Origin of the sequence: Bradyrhizobium agreste, from assembly GCF_016031625.1 — a bacterium.
In the GTDB taxonomy this organism is placed as follows: domain Bacteria; phylum Pseudomonadota; class Alphaproteobacteria; order Rhizobiales; family Xanthobacteraceae; genus Bradyrhizobium; species Bradyrhizobium agreste.
In genome coordinates this window covers 169,140-183,864 of sequence record NZ_JACCHP010000007.1, presented here as the reverse complement: position 1 = coordinate 183,864, position 14,725 = coordinate 169,140, and the positions used below count along the sequence as shown (strand labels likewise).

Below are 14,725 nucleotides of genomic sequence, written 5' to 3'. Positions count from 1 at the left end.
GTGCTTCTCGAACACTGCTTTGCCGGGCAGCCCGTTAGGAACAGAACTCATGCCAGATAGTGCCCCGCAACAACTGCTCCACCTCGTCATCGGCGGCGAGCTCGTCGATCTCGAGCACAACACCTTCAAGAACCTGGACGAGGTCGACATCGTCGGCCTCTATCCAAATTATGCCACCGCCCACGCCGCCTGGCGGGCCAAGGCGCAGAGCACGGTCGACAATGCGCAGATGCGCTACTTCATCGTCCACCTGCATCGGCTGCTCGATCCGAATCAAGAACCGGCGCGTTGAAGAAACTGCTTCGCAATACGCTGCGAAGCAGCTGGTTTCAGCGTGCCGTCGGGATCCTGGCGGCCGAATATCTGCGTCTGGTCTGGCGGACCAACAAATTCACGTTCGATCCGCCCGAAGTCTATGAGCGCGTCGAGCCGCAGCTCCCTGCGATCTTCGCGTTCTGGCACGGCCAGCATTTCCTCACGCCCTTCATCAAGAACCGGAACAAGGCCTCCTATCGGGCCAAGGTGCTGATCTCCCGGCACCGCGACGGCGAGTACAATGCCATTGCCGCCGAGCGGCTCGGGATCGATACCATCCGCGGTTCCGGCGACCATGGCGGCGCGTTTCACCGCAAAGGGGGCGTCGGCGCCTTCAAGGAAATGGTGCGGACGCTCCAGGCGGGTTGTAATGTCGCGCTGACGGCCGATGTCCCCAAGCGCTCGCGCGTGGCCGGGCTCGGCATTATCATGCTGGCACGGGAATCGGGACGGCCGATCATGCCTTTCGCGATGGCGACCAGCCGCTTCGTCCGGCTCAAGAACTGGGATCGCACCACCATCAATTTGCCGTTCGGGCGGGGCGCATTGGTCGGCATCAAGGAAATCCACGTTCCCGCGGATGCCGATGCCGCCATGATGGAGACCTTGCGGCAGGAGCTGGAAGACACGTTGAACGAGGCGACTCGTCGTGCCTATGCGCAGCTCGGACGCCCGGGACCGGAAGATGCCTAAGTCGCTGCCCATTGCGCTGCCGATCACGCTGCGGATGTACCGGCGCCTGGCCGCCGGCCTGGTGCCGCTTGCGCCTGCGCTGATCAAGCGGCGGCTGAAGCAGGGCAAGGAGGATCCCGCCCGCGTCGGCGAGCGGCGCGGCCTGTCGCGCGACGTGCGGCCGCATGGCCCGCTGGTCTGGATCCACGGCGCCAGCGTCGGCGAGGTGCTGGCCGCAGCGGCGCTGATCGAGCGCCTGCGCGATCTCAATCTGCGCATCCTGCTCACCTCGGGCACGGTCACTTCGGCCGCGGTGGTCGCAAAACGCTTTCCGCCCGACGTCATCCATCAATACCTGCCGTATGACTCGCCGCGCTATGTCGCGCGCTTCCTCGATCATTGGAAGCCGTCGCTGGCGCTGTTCATCGAATCCGATTTGTGGCCGAACCTGATCCTCGCCGGCGCGGCGCGGCGGGTGCCGATGGTGCTGATCAACGGGCGGATGTCGCCGCGTTCGTTCCCGCGCTGGCGGCGCATGCACGGCACCATCTCGGCGCTGCTGTCGCGGTTCGACATCTGTCTTGCGCAGTCGAAGACCGATGCCGAGCGCTTTGCCGCGCTCGGCGGCCGCGACGTCGTCACGACGGGCAATCTCAAGCTCGACGTGCCCGCGCCCCCGGCCGATCCCGCCAAGCTCGAACGGCTGATGGCGATGACGCGCGGGCGGCCGATCGTCGTCGCGGCCTCGACCCATCCGGGCGAGGACGAGATGCTGGTCGCGGCGCATCGCAGCCTGGTCGGTTTCTTCCCGCAGCTTCTCACCGTGATCGTGCCGCGGCACCCGGACCGCGGCTCCTCGATCGCAGGCCTCGTCACGGCCTCCGGCCTGAAGCCCAGCTTGCGCTCGCGCGAGGAGCTGCCGACGGCGACGACCGACATCTATGTCGCCGACACGATGGGCGAGCTCGGCCTGTTCTATCGGCTCTCGGCAATCGTGTTCATGGGCGGATCGCTGATCCACCATGGCGGGCAGAACCCGATCGAGGCGATCAAGTTGGGGGCGGCGATCGTCCACGGTCCGCACGTGTTCAACTTCGCCGACGTCTACGAGGCGCTCGATACCAGCGGCGGCGCGCGGCAGGCCGACACGCAGGAGGCGCTGGTCAAGCAGCTCGGGCAGTTGCTGGCCGATCCCGTCATGCGCGACAAGATGCAGCGCGCCGCCTCCGGCGTGGTCGAGCAGCTTGGCGGTGCGCTCGATCGCACCATGACCGCGCTCGAGCCGTATCTGCTGCAGTTGCGGATCGAGATGGGGGCTGCCAATGCGTGAGCCGGCCTTTTGGTACCGGCCACGTTCCCTCCAATCATACGCGCTATGGCCGCTCGGAGCCGTCTACGGCGCGATCACTGCACGGCGCATGCTGCGCCAAGGCGCGGACGCCGGCATCCCCGTGATCTGCGTCGGCAACTACCATGTCGGCGGTGCCGGCAAGACGCCGACCGTGCTGGCGTTGACCAAGGTCTTGCGCGAGCTCGGCGAGACGCCTGTCGTGCTCAGCCGCGGCTATGGCGGGCGCCTGAAGGGGCCTGTCATGGTCGATCGCGCGCGCCACGATGCGTCCGACGTCGGCGACGAGCCCTTGATGATGTCGCGCGACGTCCCGGTCGCGGTCGCGCGCGACCGCCTCGACGGCGTTGCGCTCGCGAAGTCGCAAGGCGCCACCGTGATCCTGATGGATGACGGCTTCCAGAATCCTGCTCTGCTCAAGGACGCCTCGCTGATCGTGATCGACGGCGAGCGCGGCCTCGGCAACGGCGAGGTGTTTCCCGCAGGCCCCCTGCGCGCCCCGCTCGCGGTGCAGCTCGCGCGCACCGACGCGCTGGTGCTGATCGGCGACGGCAATGCCGCCAACGATGTCGCGGCGGAGATCGCGAAGCGGAACAAGCCCGAGCTGCGTGCGCGCCTGAAGCCGGATGCGGCCTCGCTCGCGCGGCTCTTCGGCAAGCGGGTCTTCGCCTTCGCCGGCATTGGCGATCCCGAGCGTTTCTTCCGCACCCTGCGTGCGAGCGGGATCGACGTCGCGCGCACGCGCGCCTTCGCCGACCACCACATGTTTTCGGAAGACGAGATCGCGGCGCTCGCAGCGGAGGCGCTGCGCGAGCAGCTCACGCTGGTGACCACCGAAAAGGATCTTGCACGCTTGCGCGGCCGCGAAGGCGTGCCTGACGGCATCGTGCCGTTCGCCGTTCAGCTCGAATTCGATGATCCGGCAAAGCTGCGGCAATTGATCAGCGATCATCTGTACAGAGCGCGCGAGCGAAGGTTCAGCGCGCGCTGATCTCGCAACGTGAGGCAACGTCTCTGCCCTAGTCGCGAAACGTGAAATGTCGCTGCTGGCGAATCTTCTTCCGCGCGTTCGACAGTTGATGTAGCCTTGCATGAGAGCCGTCACCGGGACGTGCCGAACTCGCGGAAATCATCGACGGCGTTGATGCCCACGGCGGGCAACGAATCTTCATCATGTCAGGTGCAGCGGCCGGAGCGACCGGTTCGCAACGGCACGGAGAGTTATTGCCAATAGTTCAGAGGAGAACATGCCATGCATTTTTGCCTCACCGGACAATACACGCCACGCTCTCTCAATGCCATTTTGGAGAATCCCACGACCAATCGCCAGGAGGCAGCTCGAAAGCTCATCGAAGCGGCCGGCGGAAAGTTGGTCTCGATGTACAGCGTCGCGGCCGACGGCCCCGGCGTTCTCGTGATTTTCGATGTGCCTGATCCCAGCGCGGCTCCAGCCATTTCCGGCCTGACCGTCGCGGCCGGCACGCTGCAGGATGTGAAACTGGTTCGGTTGTTCACGCAGGACGAGATCAAGCAGGTCCGCCAGAACGCGGCGAAGCTGCGTTCTTCCTATTCGCCGCCGGAAGGCTGATCTCGGGATCCAAAAGCGCAGCCGTCGCCGTCGGAGGACGCGGCGGCTGCACTCACGTCGAAGCCGGATGCACCGAGCCGAGGGGGCATGCTCACCACGCACCGACGGCCATCAATCCAATGATGGTCAGGCACGACATGCAGGCGACGACGACGGTGTAGCATTCGGGTGTATTCATTGCCGTCTCCCAAACTGTTGCCAATTGCTTGGTCACTGCTACGCGGGAGTGATCGCCGGTCTTGGAGCCGCTTCAATTCGGCAGGCCGTGACCGGTCTTGCTTTGTGCGTCCGTTCTCTCGTCGTCAGCTTGCATCGCAGGACGATGATCGGCTGCGATAGCTTCAGTACGCTCGGCTGCGATCAGAAGCTGTTTGCGCATTTCAGCGAGACGGGCGCGGCAATATTCACGATAGAGCAGGTCGAATATGGCGGGCATGATCCACCCCCACCGCTTGATTTGATTTACAGATATTCCACCGCTGATTTTCGAGGTGATCGTAGCCCGTCGGGTGGCTCTTCGATATGAGCCCGTTCACAGACCTCGCCAATTCCAACGCTCGATGGCTGTTTGGTTGACCTGATCGTCTGTGCGATAAAAAGAACAGGGCCAATTACCTAACTGCACTATAGCAGTTCTTTGTTTCACCAAAACTTCATCAAACAACTTAAGGGCGCCGAACCGCAACAAAGAATCCAACCACAAGGCGAAACGACTCACCCACGGCTGCAAGGAATGTAGAACGCAAGCGACCGGCACGACAGAGACCATTTTGCTGAGCTGCCGGCAATGCGGCGCGGGCACACCGCCTTTTCCCTCGCACGGCACAGCCGCCTGTCGGCGACCTCAACTCGGAAAGCATGCACGCGCGGTCAGCGTCACCGGGGAAAGGTTGATGATCTGCGGAAACTCGAATGAATAGCTCGCGCTGACCTGGTTGCCGCACGCGGCCGTGGCAAAGGTGAATGTCCCCGGCGGGAGCGTGAGGCCGAAGGCCTGCTGGGCAGCGTAGGTCGTGATCGCGCTGCTGCTCGGGCAGAGCGTGTTGTTGACCGTCGCGCAGCGCGCCGCCATCTCGCTCCCATGCTGGATTCCCAGCTGGGTCCAGAACAGCAGTCCGCATTCGATGATGCCAAATATGAAGAGGAAGAACACGGGAGCGGTCAGCGCAAATTCCAGCGCCGAGGCGCCGCGCGTGTCTCGCCATAGCGCGGTGAGTTTCACTGCAGCCTCGCGGTGGACTGCGCGGTGTAGGTGTATGTGGCCGCCACGATCTGATAATCGATGATCGTAGAGTACGTCGCCCGCGCCGAGACCGTCGTATAGGTTCCGGCCGGCGCGCCGCCGGTACAGACCGTTCCGCAGCTGGTGGCGCTAACTCCCGCACTCGTTGGGCATCCGCAGAATTGGACCGGCGGAGGCGAAGCGGTGATGTTCGTCGCGCTGGTGGCATTTGCGACGGCGTTCGCGATGCCGTTGGTGTCGAAGCCGCGCGCAATCGCGTACTGGGCTCCCGCTTGCGCGGCATTTTCGACCTGCATCTTGCGATAGAGGGCAAGCCCGATGTCGGTGACCGAGACGACCATCAGAGACAGCAGGGGAATCAGGATGGCGAATTCGGCTGCCGCGACGCCCCGTTGATCGCCGGCCGCATTGCGCACGTGCCGCGCCAGAGCACCAAGCAATCGGTCGCCAAACCTGGATGAGACATTCCGGATTTGCATCGCTTCAACCCTCACTCGACGAGCTGCGCGGTTTGCGAACCGATCGTCGCGGTGCCGAGCGCGGTGCAATTGACCTGCAGGTTCGACGTGCCGCTGAACGTCAGCGTATCCGCGATGATCTTGGTGCAGGACGTGCTGGTGCCGTTGCCGCCGCTGAAGCTGAGATTGGCCTTCGGCAGGTAGATGGCACCCCCGAAATTCTGCGTGCTGCCGCCGGTCAGATTGAAATTGGTCCCGGCCGGCATGTTGCGGTCGCCGTACATGACGATGCCCTTCAAGGGGCCGCTGGTTGGCCCGGTCAGGTCGACGGTCGCGTTGCTGCCGATCGAGGCGGTGCCCCAGTCGCTTCCGGAGCCCGTGAACACCAGGGTGACGCCGCTGCCGGTGATGGTGGCATTTCCGGCGACGCTCAAGCTGGCGCCGTCCAGATAGTAGATGCCGGGATTGAGGTTCAGGACTGCGCCGGCATTGACCGTAATGTTGCCCATGTAGCAGCCGGGGTCGAGCGAGTTTGTCTTTCCGTTGGCGTTGACCGTGATCTTGGCATTGCTGCAACTCGGTCTCGTAGGCGGAGAGACGTCGGCGTAGGGATCGGCGACGGGCATGATGTGCGTCTTGACCCCGTTGGTCGCCGTGATGCTGCTCGCGCCGGAGACGTCGCCGACCACTCCGACCTGGTTTGCCGCGACCGAGGCGCTGCCGGCGACGTTGAGCGAGGGGCTTGCGCTCGAGTTGCTGTAGAGATTGCACTTGATCAGGTTGAGCTGGTTGCCGCCGCTGACGTTGACAGCGGGACTTGCGCTCGCGTTGAGCGCAAGGACGCAGCCCGTCCCGGAATTGGGCAGGGCGACCGAGCGCGCGGTGATTTGTACGAGATCCGAGCCGAACAAGGCCGATAGCAGCCGGCGCTGCGGTTGACTGACGATGACTTCGATGGCCTGCGAATTCGACGCTTGACTGCCTGTTTTTGGTGGCTGGTTCACCGTGACCGTGACGTTGTTCGCCCCGTCGGTGTAACCGTAATTTGCTGCGACCGCCTTGGCTTCGGACGAGGGGTCGGCGCCTGCACTGGCAGCGGTCGCAGCGCTGACCGCGCCGGAATCTGCAACGCTCTGCATGTTCTTGTGCTTGTAGTACCACCAGCCCACTTCCGTTCCGAGGCCGGCGGTGCCGACCAGGACCGGCATGAGCAGCGCGGAAATGAGCACGTAGCTGCCCGACTCGTCCCGGATGAACCGTTCAAGCAAATGATTCTTTGAGCTCGAAGGTGCACCGAACGAACGGCTGAAAGTTCTCCGGAGGTCCATCGTTCCTGCCCGATTGCCACTTTGTCCCGAGGCAATGTGGTGCAGGCCGGCTTAAATGCGCCCCAATGGAAGCCGGACAATTTTAGACATCGGCGAACATTCAGCCGGCATTCATGGCCGCAGTCTTATTGAATGAAAGCCGCGTCCAGGAGAGTCAGATGAAATTGCGGTCTGCAATTGTTACCGCCAGCCCCGTGTGTCTGCCGGTTTTGCCCGCCCTGCGAGAGAGCCGGGGGATCACGACTGCTTCAGCGCGCCGGGAAAATGCCGCTGCAGCACCGCGGCGGGCGTGGAATAGGCCTCCTGCAGGTCGACGCTCCAGTACTTCAGCTCGTCGAGCGGGATTCGGACGTCGGTGATCGCGCAGCGCACGAAGGTCCCCGGCGAGATCACGCGGAAATCGCCGTCGAGATATTGCACCTGCGCTTCGCCATGGCCCGAGGGGCCGAACTTGTTCAGCACGGTCGAAAGTCTCCGCGGAAAGCCTCTCCACGGAAAACCGTGGAAGGCACGATGTGTTGGACGGGATGTAGCATAGATGGGGTGGCTTGTCCGCCCGTTAAACCCACCGGTTCGTGATGATTTGCCGCCGTTTTCGCGTGATAGGGCTTCGGTCGAAGGGACGCTGGTTCCGGCAGCTCCTGCGGCAATGTCCGATGCGCCTGCGACTGACCGCCTTGTTCCTGACGCTGATGATGTCGGCCGCGCACGCCGGCCCGGCGCCGCAGCCGGTGGAGATTCCACTCGCGTCCGGGGTGCTCCATGCGCAGCTCTACAAGCCCGAGGGCGCGGGGCCGTTTCCGGCCGTGATCGCGCTGCACGGCTGCGGCGGGCTGAGTAGCCATTCCGATCCCGTGCTGCCGCGCTATCGCGATTGGGCCGAGCGCCTGCTCAAGGCCGGCCATGCCGTGCTGCTGCCCGACAGCTACGGCTCGCGCGAGCTCGGCCCGCAATGCCGCGTCAAGGAGATGCACGTCAAGGCGCGGCGCGAGCGCGTCGCCGATATCGCGGCCGCGCGCGCCTGGCTGATGAAGCAGCCTTTCGTGGCGCCGGACCGTATCAGCCTGATCGGCTGGGCCAACGGTGCGAGCGCGCTGCTCTGGGCCGTGCGTCCGCAGAGCGCAGGGCGCGATCCCGGTCCGGACTTCCGTGCGGCGATCGCGTTCTATCCGGACTGCCGGATCTCGGCGGGCCTGGGCTGGAGCACGCGGGTGCCGACGCTGGTCTTGATCGGCGCCGATGACGAGGTGTCATCGCCGCCGGCCTGCCGCCAGATGGTGGAGGGCGCGCGCGGCCGCAGCGCGCTGGCGCGCATCGTGGTCTATCCCGGCGCCGATCACGATTTCGACCGCGCGGGCACGCATGCAGCCGCCGCACCCGAGCCCGGGGATGCCGAAGCTCGCGCGGCCTCGCAGAAGGACGTCGCGCAGTGGCTGGCGCGGTGATGGGAGCCGTAGCCCGGATGGAGCGAAGCGAAATCCGGGGTCGTGCCCCAGGCTGCACGGTCCCGGATTACGCTTGCGCTCCATCCGGGCTACGCACCAGTCCCGGAATCTACGGATCGCGCATGGATGCGGTTTCAGCATATGGCCGCGCCATCATTCGACCACGATGTCGATTAAACGCATCTCACATGCGCAACCGCATCACGCTCTTCGCCTCCGCCCTGGTCGTCTTCACCGTCGCGATCCTGCTGTTCGAAGCCCACGCCGGCGCCCCCCATCGCGCGCCGGACCATTGCGGCTTCTGGACCACGATCGAAGCGGGATTGTCCTGCCGGTAGAGGCGGCCGGCGCTCCCTCCACGCCGTCATTGCGAGCGCAGCGAAGCAATCCAGAATCCCTCCGCGGAAAGACTCTGGATTGCTTCGCTGCGCTCGCAATGACGAGTTTCTGGCCACAGAGGTGCCACACACTCACTGTCATCGCCCGGCTTGACCGGGCGATCCAGTACGCCGAGACGGCAGTGAGTCACCGAGAAGCTGCGGCGTACTGGATTCCCCGCTGGAGCCTGTCATCGGGCTCGCCGAAGGCGAGACCCGGTGGCGGGGAATGACAGCGAGGGTGGAATGCCGCCCTCGTGCCTTCTCAGAACAAGCTGCCCTGATCCACCGGCTTGCGTTTCGGCGCCGGCTTCGTCTCCGCGGCCGGCTTCGGCTGCGCCGGCGCGCGCCTCGCCGCCGGCGCCGGGCGATCCGCATCCGCGGTCGCGCCGACGCGGCCATCGGCGAACTCGATCTCGACGCGTGCGCCGGGGCCGATCGCCTCCGCCGCATGCAGGGGATGGCCCGCCTCGTCGCGCACCAGCGCAAAGCCGCGTGCGAGCACGCTGCGATAGGACAGCGCCGAGAGCAGCTTGCCGCTGTTCTCGACCCGCGCCTCCAGCCGCTGCAGCAGCGTGACAAGCGCGCGTTCTGCCCGTTCGGCCAGGCGATGGGTGCGCTCGCGCTGGCGGAGGATCGCGTTGCGCTGGGCCTGCGCATTCGAAAGTCTTGAGGCGCGCAGGCGCACCTCCAGCCCGGCGAAGCGGTCGTGCCGCTGCCGCAGCAGCGAACGCGCGGACAGGCCCAGCCGCTCGCCGCACACGGTGAGGCGATGGTCGGCCTGAGAAATCTGCCCGTGCAGCACCCGCAGCGTCAGTTTTGAGCTGGCGGCGGTGAACCTGCGGAAATGCGCATGCGTGTTGGCCCTGAGGCAGCGGGGCAGGGAGGCGCCTGCCGAATCCAGCCGCTGCCGCGGGATCGCCAAGAGATCGCCGGCCGCCGGCAGCGCGCGCGCGGCGGCGCGCAGCTCGTTGCGTCGATTATCGTGGCCGCGCTGCCAGCAGGCACGGGTGCGCCGTGCGAGATCGGCGACCTCGACGAACAATTCGCTGCGCACCGGCACCGCCATCTCGGCCGCCGCCGTCGGCGTCGGCGCGCGCTTGTCGGCGACGAAATCGATCAGCGTGATGTCGGTCTCGTGCCCCACCGCCGAGATCAGCGGGATCATGCTTTCGCCGGCTGCGCGCACCACGATCTCCTCGTTGAACGACCAGAGGTCCTCCAGCGAGCCGCCGCCGCGCGCGACGATCAACACGTCGGGCCGCGGAATCCTGCCGCCCTCAGGCAACGCGTTGAAGCCGCGGATCGCGGCCGCGACCTGCTCGGCCGAGCCGTCGCCCTGCACCTTGACTGGCCACACCAGCACCCGGCGGGGAAAGCGGTCCTCCAGCCGGTGCAGGATGTCGCGGATCACGGCGCCGGTCGGCGAGGTCACGACGCCGATCACCTCTGGCAGCCAGGGCAGCAGCTGCTTGCGCGCCTCGTCGAACAGGCCCTCGGCGGCGAGCTTCTTCTTGCGCTCCTCCATCAGCGCCATCAGCGCGCCGATGCCGGCCGGCTCCAGCGCCTCGATCACGATCTGGTATTTCGACGAGCCCGGATAGGTCGTCAGCTTGCCGGTGGCGATGACCTCGAGCCCTTCCTGGGGCTTGAAGCGCATGCGGCTGTGCACGCCCTTCCAGATCACCGCCTCGATCTTGGCGCTCTCGTCCTTGAGCGCGAAATAGCAATGGCCGGAGGAATGCGCCCCGCGAAAGCCGGAGATCTCGCCGCGGACGCGGACATGGCCATAGGCGTCCTCGACCGTCCGCTTCAGGGACAGGGACAGTTCGGAGACGGTGAATTCGGGCGCGTTGAGCAGTTGTTCCGCAGGCGGCATAGCAAACGATTCGGCATTTTGGGGTCAGGCCCGACGTTAAGGATTTTCGTGAGGTAGCGCCAATCCCGGGATTGATCGGAAGAGTACTCTGTATTATAGAGTTCTCTGAAATCCGGCTGAAGGGGGATGGTCATGGCGATGCAATTGCTGCGTGGTGCGCTGAGCGTAGTGAAATGGGGTCTCTGCACGGTCGGCGCCGTCGCGCTGCTTCTGACCGCCCTGATCGCGACGCCGCTGCAGCGGCCGAACGAGCTGCGCTCGGTCTCGGATTCCGCCAAGGGCATCGACTGGTCGACGCTTCCGCCGCTCGAGCGCTTCCAGGCCCGTGACGGTACCTGGCTCGGTTTCCGGCACTATGCGGCGAAGGGAACCGATCGCGGCGCCATCTTCATCCACGGCTCCTCCGGCTCGAGCGGGACGGTCAATCACGCGCTGACCCACGCGATTGCCGCCCGCGGGGTCGAGACCTGGGCGCTCGACATCCGCGGCCATGGCGGCTCCGGCACGCGCGGCGACATTGGCTATGTCGGCCAGCTCGAGGACGATCTCGTCGATTTCGTCGCGCATGTCCGAAAAAGTGCCCCGGACCTGCCGCTGACCCTGCTCGGCCATTCCGCCGGCGCCGGCTTCTCGCTGCGCGTCGCCGCGACGCCGATCATGCAGGACATGTTCGTGCGCACCGTGCTGATCGCGCCCTATCTCGGCTATGACGCGCCGACCAACAGACCGAATTCCGGCGGCTGGGCCAATCCCGACATTCCCCGCTTCCTGGGCCTCGCCGCGCTGCGCAAGCTCGGCATCGACTGCTGCTCGCAGCTTCCGGTGCTGGCCTTCGCCGTGCCGCCGAATTCCGAGCGGCTGCTGACCGCGACCTATTCCGACCGCCTGATGCGCAATTTCGCGACGCGTGGCTACCGGCTCGATCTGCCCGCCGTGACCCACCCGATGACGATCTTCGGCGGCACTGAAGACGAGATGATGATCTCGGACAAATATGCGGACACCGTGCAGGCGCTGAAGCCGTCGATCGACGTCAAGATCATCGACGGGGTCAACCACATGGGCATGGTCACCAATCCGAAGGCCGTGTCCGCGATCGCCGAGGACGTCGCCACGCGCGGTGTAGCCGGGAGCTGACCATGATCGCGCATCTGACAATCGCCGGAGCGATCCATGTGGTGCTGGCGCTGCTTTGCAGCGCCGTCGGACTCATCCAGTTCCTGCGTCCCAAGCGTGGCGCCGGCCATCGCGCCCTCGGCTATTTCTACGTCTACGCCATGCTGGTCTCCGACGCAGCGACCTTGCTTGTCTACCGGTTCACTGGCCAATTCAACGTCTTCCATGCCGCCGCCATCGTAAACTTCACCTTGATCGTGCTGGCGATCGTTCCGCTGCTGCGCAGTCCGCGACCGCCGAACTGGCGGACGGTCCATTATTACTTCATCGCGTGGTCGTATCCCTCGTTGATCTCGGCAGGTGTCATCAACGTGCTGGCGCGCCTGCTGCCGCTGACCACGCGGGGGCAAGTCGCACTATTGGCACTGCTGGTGTCGGTCGCGGTGACCGCGATCGCGTATGTCGTCATCGCGAGGTACCGTCCCGTGCCCGCCTCGCCTGCAGTGGCGAGCAGACTCGCCGAGCAGAGCGGAGCGCCATCGTGATCGACAGCAAGCAGGCTTCCGAAGCACTGACCGATATCGAGGACACCGTCCGCCGTGTGCGGCAGTCGCAAATCTACCAGGTCTCCAGTTTGGCTTTGCTGATGTGGGGCGTGCTGGCGTGCGCCGCCAATATCGCGGGCTGGTTCTGGCCGCGCTACGGGCTCTATATCTGGCTTGGCGCATACGCGGTGTCGGCCGTCGGCCTCGTTGCTCTCAGCGCCTATCATCGTTCGAAGAGCCGCATTCGCGTGTTCGACGGGCGGTATTTCCTGACGTTTGCGTTGATCGCCGCCTTCGGCATCTTCGTCTGCTATTTCGGTCAATTCACGGCGCGCCAGCAGACAGCGTTCTGGCCGATCTACATCATGCTGTTTTACATGATGGCGGGTGTCTGGTTCGGCTATGCCTTCCTCATCATCGGCGCCACCATCGTTGCGCTGACGCTGATCGGCTATTTCTACATCCCCGGCATCTCGTTGTTGTTGTGGATGGCTGCCGTCAATGGCGGCGGGCTGACCCTCGGCGGCCTCTGGATGCGGCGGAACTGATGGCCGAGCTCGACGACATCATCCACCAGCCGCTGCGCCTGAAGATCATGGCCGCGCTGAACGCGCTGCCTGCGGAGGTCGGCCTGGAATTCGTCCGCCTGAAGAAGCTCACCGGCGCCACCGACGGCAATCTCGGCGCCCATATCGAGACGCTGGCGAAGGCGGGCTACGTGTCGGTGGACAAGGCGTTCGTGGGGAAGAAGCCGCAGACCACGGTGACGGCCACCGCGGTCGGCCGCGGAGCGTTCGCGCGGCATGTGGCGACGTTGCAGGAGATCATTGCGGGGAGGCAGGGGTAGCTCTGCGATGCCGATTGATGCGCCCTCTCCCCTTGCGGGAGAGGGCCGCGAAGACGGTAGACCCAGACTCACTGTGGTGAGGGGTTCGCCCCTCATCAAAGGTCTTTCCGTGGAAGAGACCACTCATCTGGCGCTTCGCGCCACCTTCTCCCGCAGGGGAGAGTGGAGTGCTATATGTTGGTGTCCACGGGTGGGATTATCCCTTTGCGCGATATCCGACATATCCACAGCCCGCGCCGTAGTCTTCCGGCTCCACACTACCTTGCATTGTGTCATCGTTGCGTTCCCGATTCGCTAGAGAAGGAAACAACTCATGGCGCTGAACAACGGTGAGATCGCAGTCGTCAAAGGGATGCTGCTTCGCGGAGATCGCCAGCACGACATCGCCGCTTATTTCGGCGTGAATGGCGGACGCATTGCCGAGATCAGCACCGGACAAACCGGCAGCGGCGTGGCAGCGTCAGCACCAAATGAATTGCCGCCTGCGGGCCCCTACATGGCTGGCCGCTCAGCGCTGCGCGCTCGGGACACGCTCATCGCTCTGCGCGATCTCATCCAAGATGCGATCAACGATATCGATCTGTACGAGAAGCCGAAAGACTGACCAGCAACACTCGGCAGACCTTCCCTTGTGAGCAACGTTTATGAGCTTCGGACGTTTAGGCGCTTCAAATTCTTCGCGAAAGGCAATTCAACCCGTGACGAAGTACCTATTTATTGATGGAGCATGTCTCAGGACAACCATCGAGGAAATCGGAAAGCGATACGTGCCGGGCCAGGTTCTGCGCATCGACTATGATCGCTTGACCGGCGGCTACGACAAAGTCTTCTACTACGATGCTCTCCCCGCGAAACGCAATGGCGAAACGGATGAGGAATTCGGCGTCAGGCGCGACGCAGCGATTGCATTCCATGATCAGCTCGGATCGCTCGATCGCTTTCATGTTTACGAGGGCGACACTCGAAAGAGCCCGACCGTGCGCAAACAGGAGCAAAAGAAAGTCGACGTGATGATCGCAGTCGACATGCTAACGCACTCATTTCGACGCAACATGCAGCACGCCACTCTGCTCACCGGAGACCTCGATTTCAAGCCGCTGCTAGATGCGTTGGTGCAAGAAGGGATGTCCGTCACGCTATGGTATCCACCTCACAAGACAAACAAGCAACTAATCTCTGCGGCAGACCAGCGCCGCCAATTGGACGTCCAATCGATATATCCTGCATTGCGGCCGGCAAGTAGGGCTCTATTCTCTCTCCCATCGGGAAGCGGCGAATCATCGAGGGGTAAAATTGGGCGAGTGCTTCAGGCGTGGGATAATGACGATGGAGAAATAGAGCTGTTTGCATGTCCGGATCAGACATACGTCTTGGCAATGCCCAATGTGAACCCCGGCTACAAGACTTATTGGACCCACAGCGATCTTGCGATCCTGAAGAACTTTGCGATTGAGGTTTTTGGCCTCCCATTCCCTGATTGATAGCGCCCACCCACACTAGCGTTGCGCGTTTGTCAGCCGTAGCTTGTCCAAGTGCAACGCTGCCCACGGCAGCTCATCCGGCG

General features: G+C 64.2%; 19 protein-coding genes. 13 read left to right on the top strand and 6 right to left on the bottom strand.

All coding sequences use genetic code 11. From position 1 onward, the window contains the following. Window positions 1–49 precede the first annotated feature (49 nt). The 5 genes from HZZ13_RS12460 to HZZ13_RS12440 all read left to right on the top strand — a co-directional run bounded on the left by HZZ13_RS12460 (window position 50) and on the right by HZZ13_RS12440 (window position 3,923). Entirely contained in the window at window positions 50–292 is a 243-nt protein-coding gene (locus tag HZZ13_RS12460; RefSeq protein WP_036009212.1) for a DUF4170 domain-containing protein, read from the top strand. Continuing rightward, the gene (locus HZZ13_RS12455) at window positions 289–1,008 is read left to right on the top strand and encodes a lysophospholipid acyltransferase family protein (protein ID WP_197959882.1); all 720 of its coding nucleotides are present in this window, start codon (window positions 289–291) and stop codon (window positions 1,006–1,008) included. Before HZZ13_RS12460 ends, HZZ13_RS12455 begins: the two co-directional genes overlap by 4 nt. Further along, window positions 1,001–2,317, top strand: coding sequence for a 3-deoxy-D-manno-octulosonic acid transferase (locus tag HZZ13_RS12450; RefSeq protein ID WP_246504399.1), 1,317 nt, complete (start codon window positions 1,001–1,003; stop codon window positions 2,315–2,317). The genes HZZ13_RS12455 and HZZ13_RS12450 overlap by 8 nt, the downstream gene beginning before the upstream one ends. Next, window positions 2,310–3,326 (top strand): tetraacyldisaccharide 4'-kinase, encoded by a 1,017-nt coding sequence (gene lpxK / locus HZZ13_RS12445; RefSeq protein ID WP_197959881.1) that lies wholly within the window; start codon window positions 2,310–2,312, stop codon window positions 3,324–3,326. Before HZZ13_RS12450 ends, lpxK begins: the two co-directional genes overlap by 8 nt. Window positions 3,327–3,587: 261 nt before the next feature. Further along, window positions 3,588–3,923, top strand: a complete 336-nt coding sequence (locus HZZ13_RS12440; RefSeq protein ID WP_197959880.1) for a GYD domain-containing protein — start codon at window positions 3,588–3,590, stop codon at window positions 3,921–3,923. Between the two features lie 250 nt (window positions 3,924–4,173). On the opposite strand, the gene HZZ13_RS12435 is transcribed toward HZZ13_RS12440, so the two are convergent. From HZZ13_RS12435 to HZZ13_RS12415, 5 genes are all read right to left on the bottom strand, one after another. Then, complete coding sequence (locus tag HZZ13_RS12435) at window positions 4,174–4,359, bottom strand: hypothetical protein (RefSeq protein ID WP_197959879.1); 186 nt, start codon at window positions 4,357–4,359, stop codon at window positions 4,174–4,176. Between the two features lie 408 nt (window positions 4,360–4,767). Further along, complete coding sequence (locus HZZ13_RS12430) at window positions 4,768–5,145, bottom strand: TadE/TadG family type IV pilus assembly protein (RefSeq protein ID WP_311972630.1); 378 nt, start codon at window positions 5,143–5,145, stop codon at window positions 4,768–4,770. Next, window positions 5,142–5,582: a TadE/TadG family type IV pilus assembly protein gene (locus tag HZZ13_RS12425; protein ID WP_311972629.1), complete on the bottom strand. Its 441-nt coding sequence runs from the start codon at window positions 5,580–5,582 to the stop codon at window positions 5,142–5,144. Before HZZ13_RS12425 ends, HZZ13_RS12430 begins: the two co-directional genes overlap by 4 nt. A 74-nt stretch (window positions 5,583–5,656) precedes the next feature. Then, window positions 5,657–6,892 (bottom strand): TadE/TadG family type IV pilus assembly protein, encoded by a 1,236-nt coding sequence (locus tag HZZ13_RS12420; protein WP_246504398.1) that lies wholly within the window; start codon window positions 6,890–6,892, stop codon window positions 5,657–5,659. Window positions 6,893–7,189: 297 nt separating this feature from the next. Beyond that, entirely contained in the window at window positions 7,190–7,414 is a 225-nt protein-coding gene (locus tag HZZ13_RS12415) for a DUF2093 domain-containing protein (RefSeq protein ID WP_197953260.1), read from the bottom strand. 194 nt (window positions 7,415–7,608) lie between these two features. On the opposite strand from HZZ13_RS12415, the gene HZZ13_RS12410 reads away from it, so the two are divergent. Next, a complete protein-coding gene (locus HZZ13_RS12410; protein ID WP_197959877.1) occupies window positions 7,609–8,397 on the top strand; it encodes a dienelactone hydrolase family protein in 789 nt (262 codons plus the stop codon). Window positions 8,398–8,585: 188 nt separating this feature from the next. Beyond that, a complete protein-coding gene (locus HZZ13_RS12405; protein ID WP_197953262.1) occupies window positions 8,586–8,735 on the top strand; it encodes a hypothetical protein in 150 nt (49 codons plus the stop codon). A 304-nt stretch (window positions 8,736–9,039) separates the two neighbouring features. Here the strand turns inward: HZZ13_RS12405 and xseA are convergent, their stop codons facing one another. After that, on the bottom strand, window positions 9,040–10,653 hold the full coding sequence (gene xseA, locus HZZ13_RS12400; RefSeq protein WP_197959876.1) for an exodeoxyribonuclease VII large subunit: 1,614 nt from the start codon (window positions 10,651–10,653) through the stop codon (window positions 9,040–9,042). A 132-nt stretch (window positions 10,654–10,785) separates the two neighbouring features. On the opposite strand from xseA, the gene HZZ13_RS12395 reads away from it, so the two are divergent. From HZZ13_RS12395 to HZZ13_RS12370, 6 genes are all read left to right on the top strand, one after another. After that, on the top strand, window positions 10,786–11,790 hold the full coding sequence (locus tag HZZ13_RS12395) for an alpha/beta hydrolase (RefSeq protein WP_197959875.1): 1,005 nt from the start codon (window positions 10,786–10,788) through the stop codon (window positions 11,788–11,790). A 2-nt stretch (window positions 11,791–11,792) separates the two neighbouring features. Beyond that, window positions 11,793–12,314 (top strand): DUF2306 domain-containing protein, encoded by a 522-nt coding sequence (locus HZZ13_RS12390; RefSeq protein WP_197959874.1) that lies wholly within the window; start codon window positions 11,793–11,795, stop codon window positions 12,312–12,314. Then, on the top strand, window positions 12,311–12,862 hold the full coding sequence (locus HZZ13_RS12385) for a hypothetical protein (protein WP_197959873.1): 552 nt from the start codon (window positions 12,311–12,313) through the stop codon (window positions 12,860–12,862). The genes HZZ13_RS12390 and HZZ13_RS12385 overlap by 4 nt, the downstream gene beginning before the upstream one ends. Then, complete coding sequence (locus HZZ13_RS12380; RefSeq protein ID WP_197959872.1) at window positions 12,862–13,161, top strand: winged helix-turn-helix domain-containing protein; 300 nt, start codon at window positions 12,862–12,864, stop codon at window positions 13,159–13,161. Before HZZ13_RS12385 ends, HZZ13_RS12380 begins: the two co-directional genes overlap by 1 nt. Before the next feature lie 313 nt (window positions 13,162–13,474). Continuing rightward, window positions 13,475–13,765, top strand: coding sequence for a hypothetical protein (locus HZZ13_RS12375; RefSeq protein WP_197959871.1), 291 nt, complete (start codon window positions 13,475–13,477; stop codon window positions 13,763–13,765). Between the two features lie 40 nt (window positions 13,766–13,805). Then, entirely contained in the window at window positions 13,806–14,642 is an 837-nt protein-coding gene (locus HZZ13_RS12370; RefSeq protein WP_197959870.1) for an NYN domain-containing protein, read from the top strand. The last annotated feature ends 83 nt before the right edge of the window (window positions 14,643–14,725 follow it).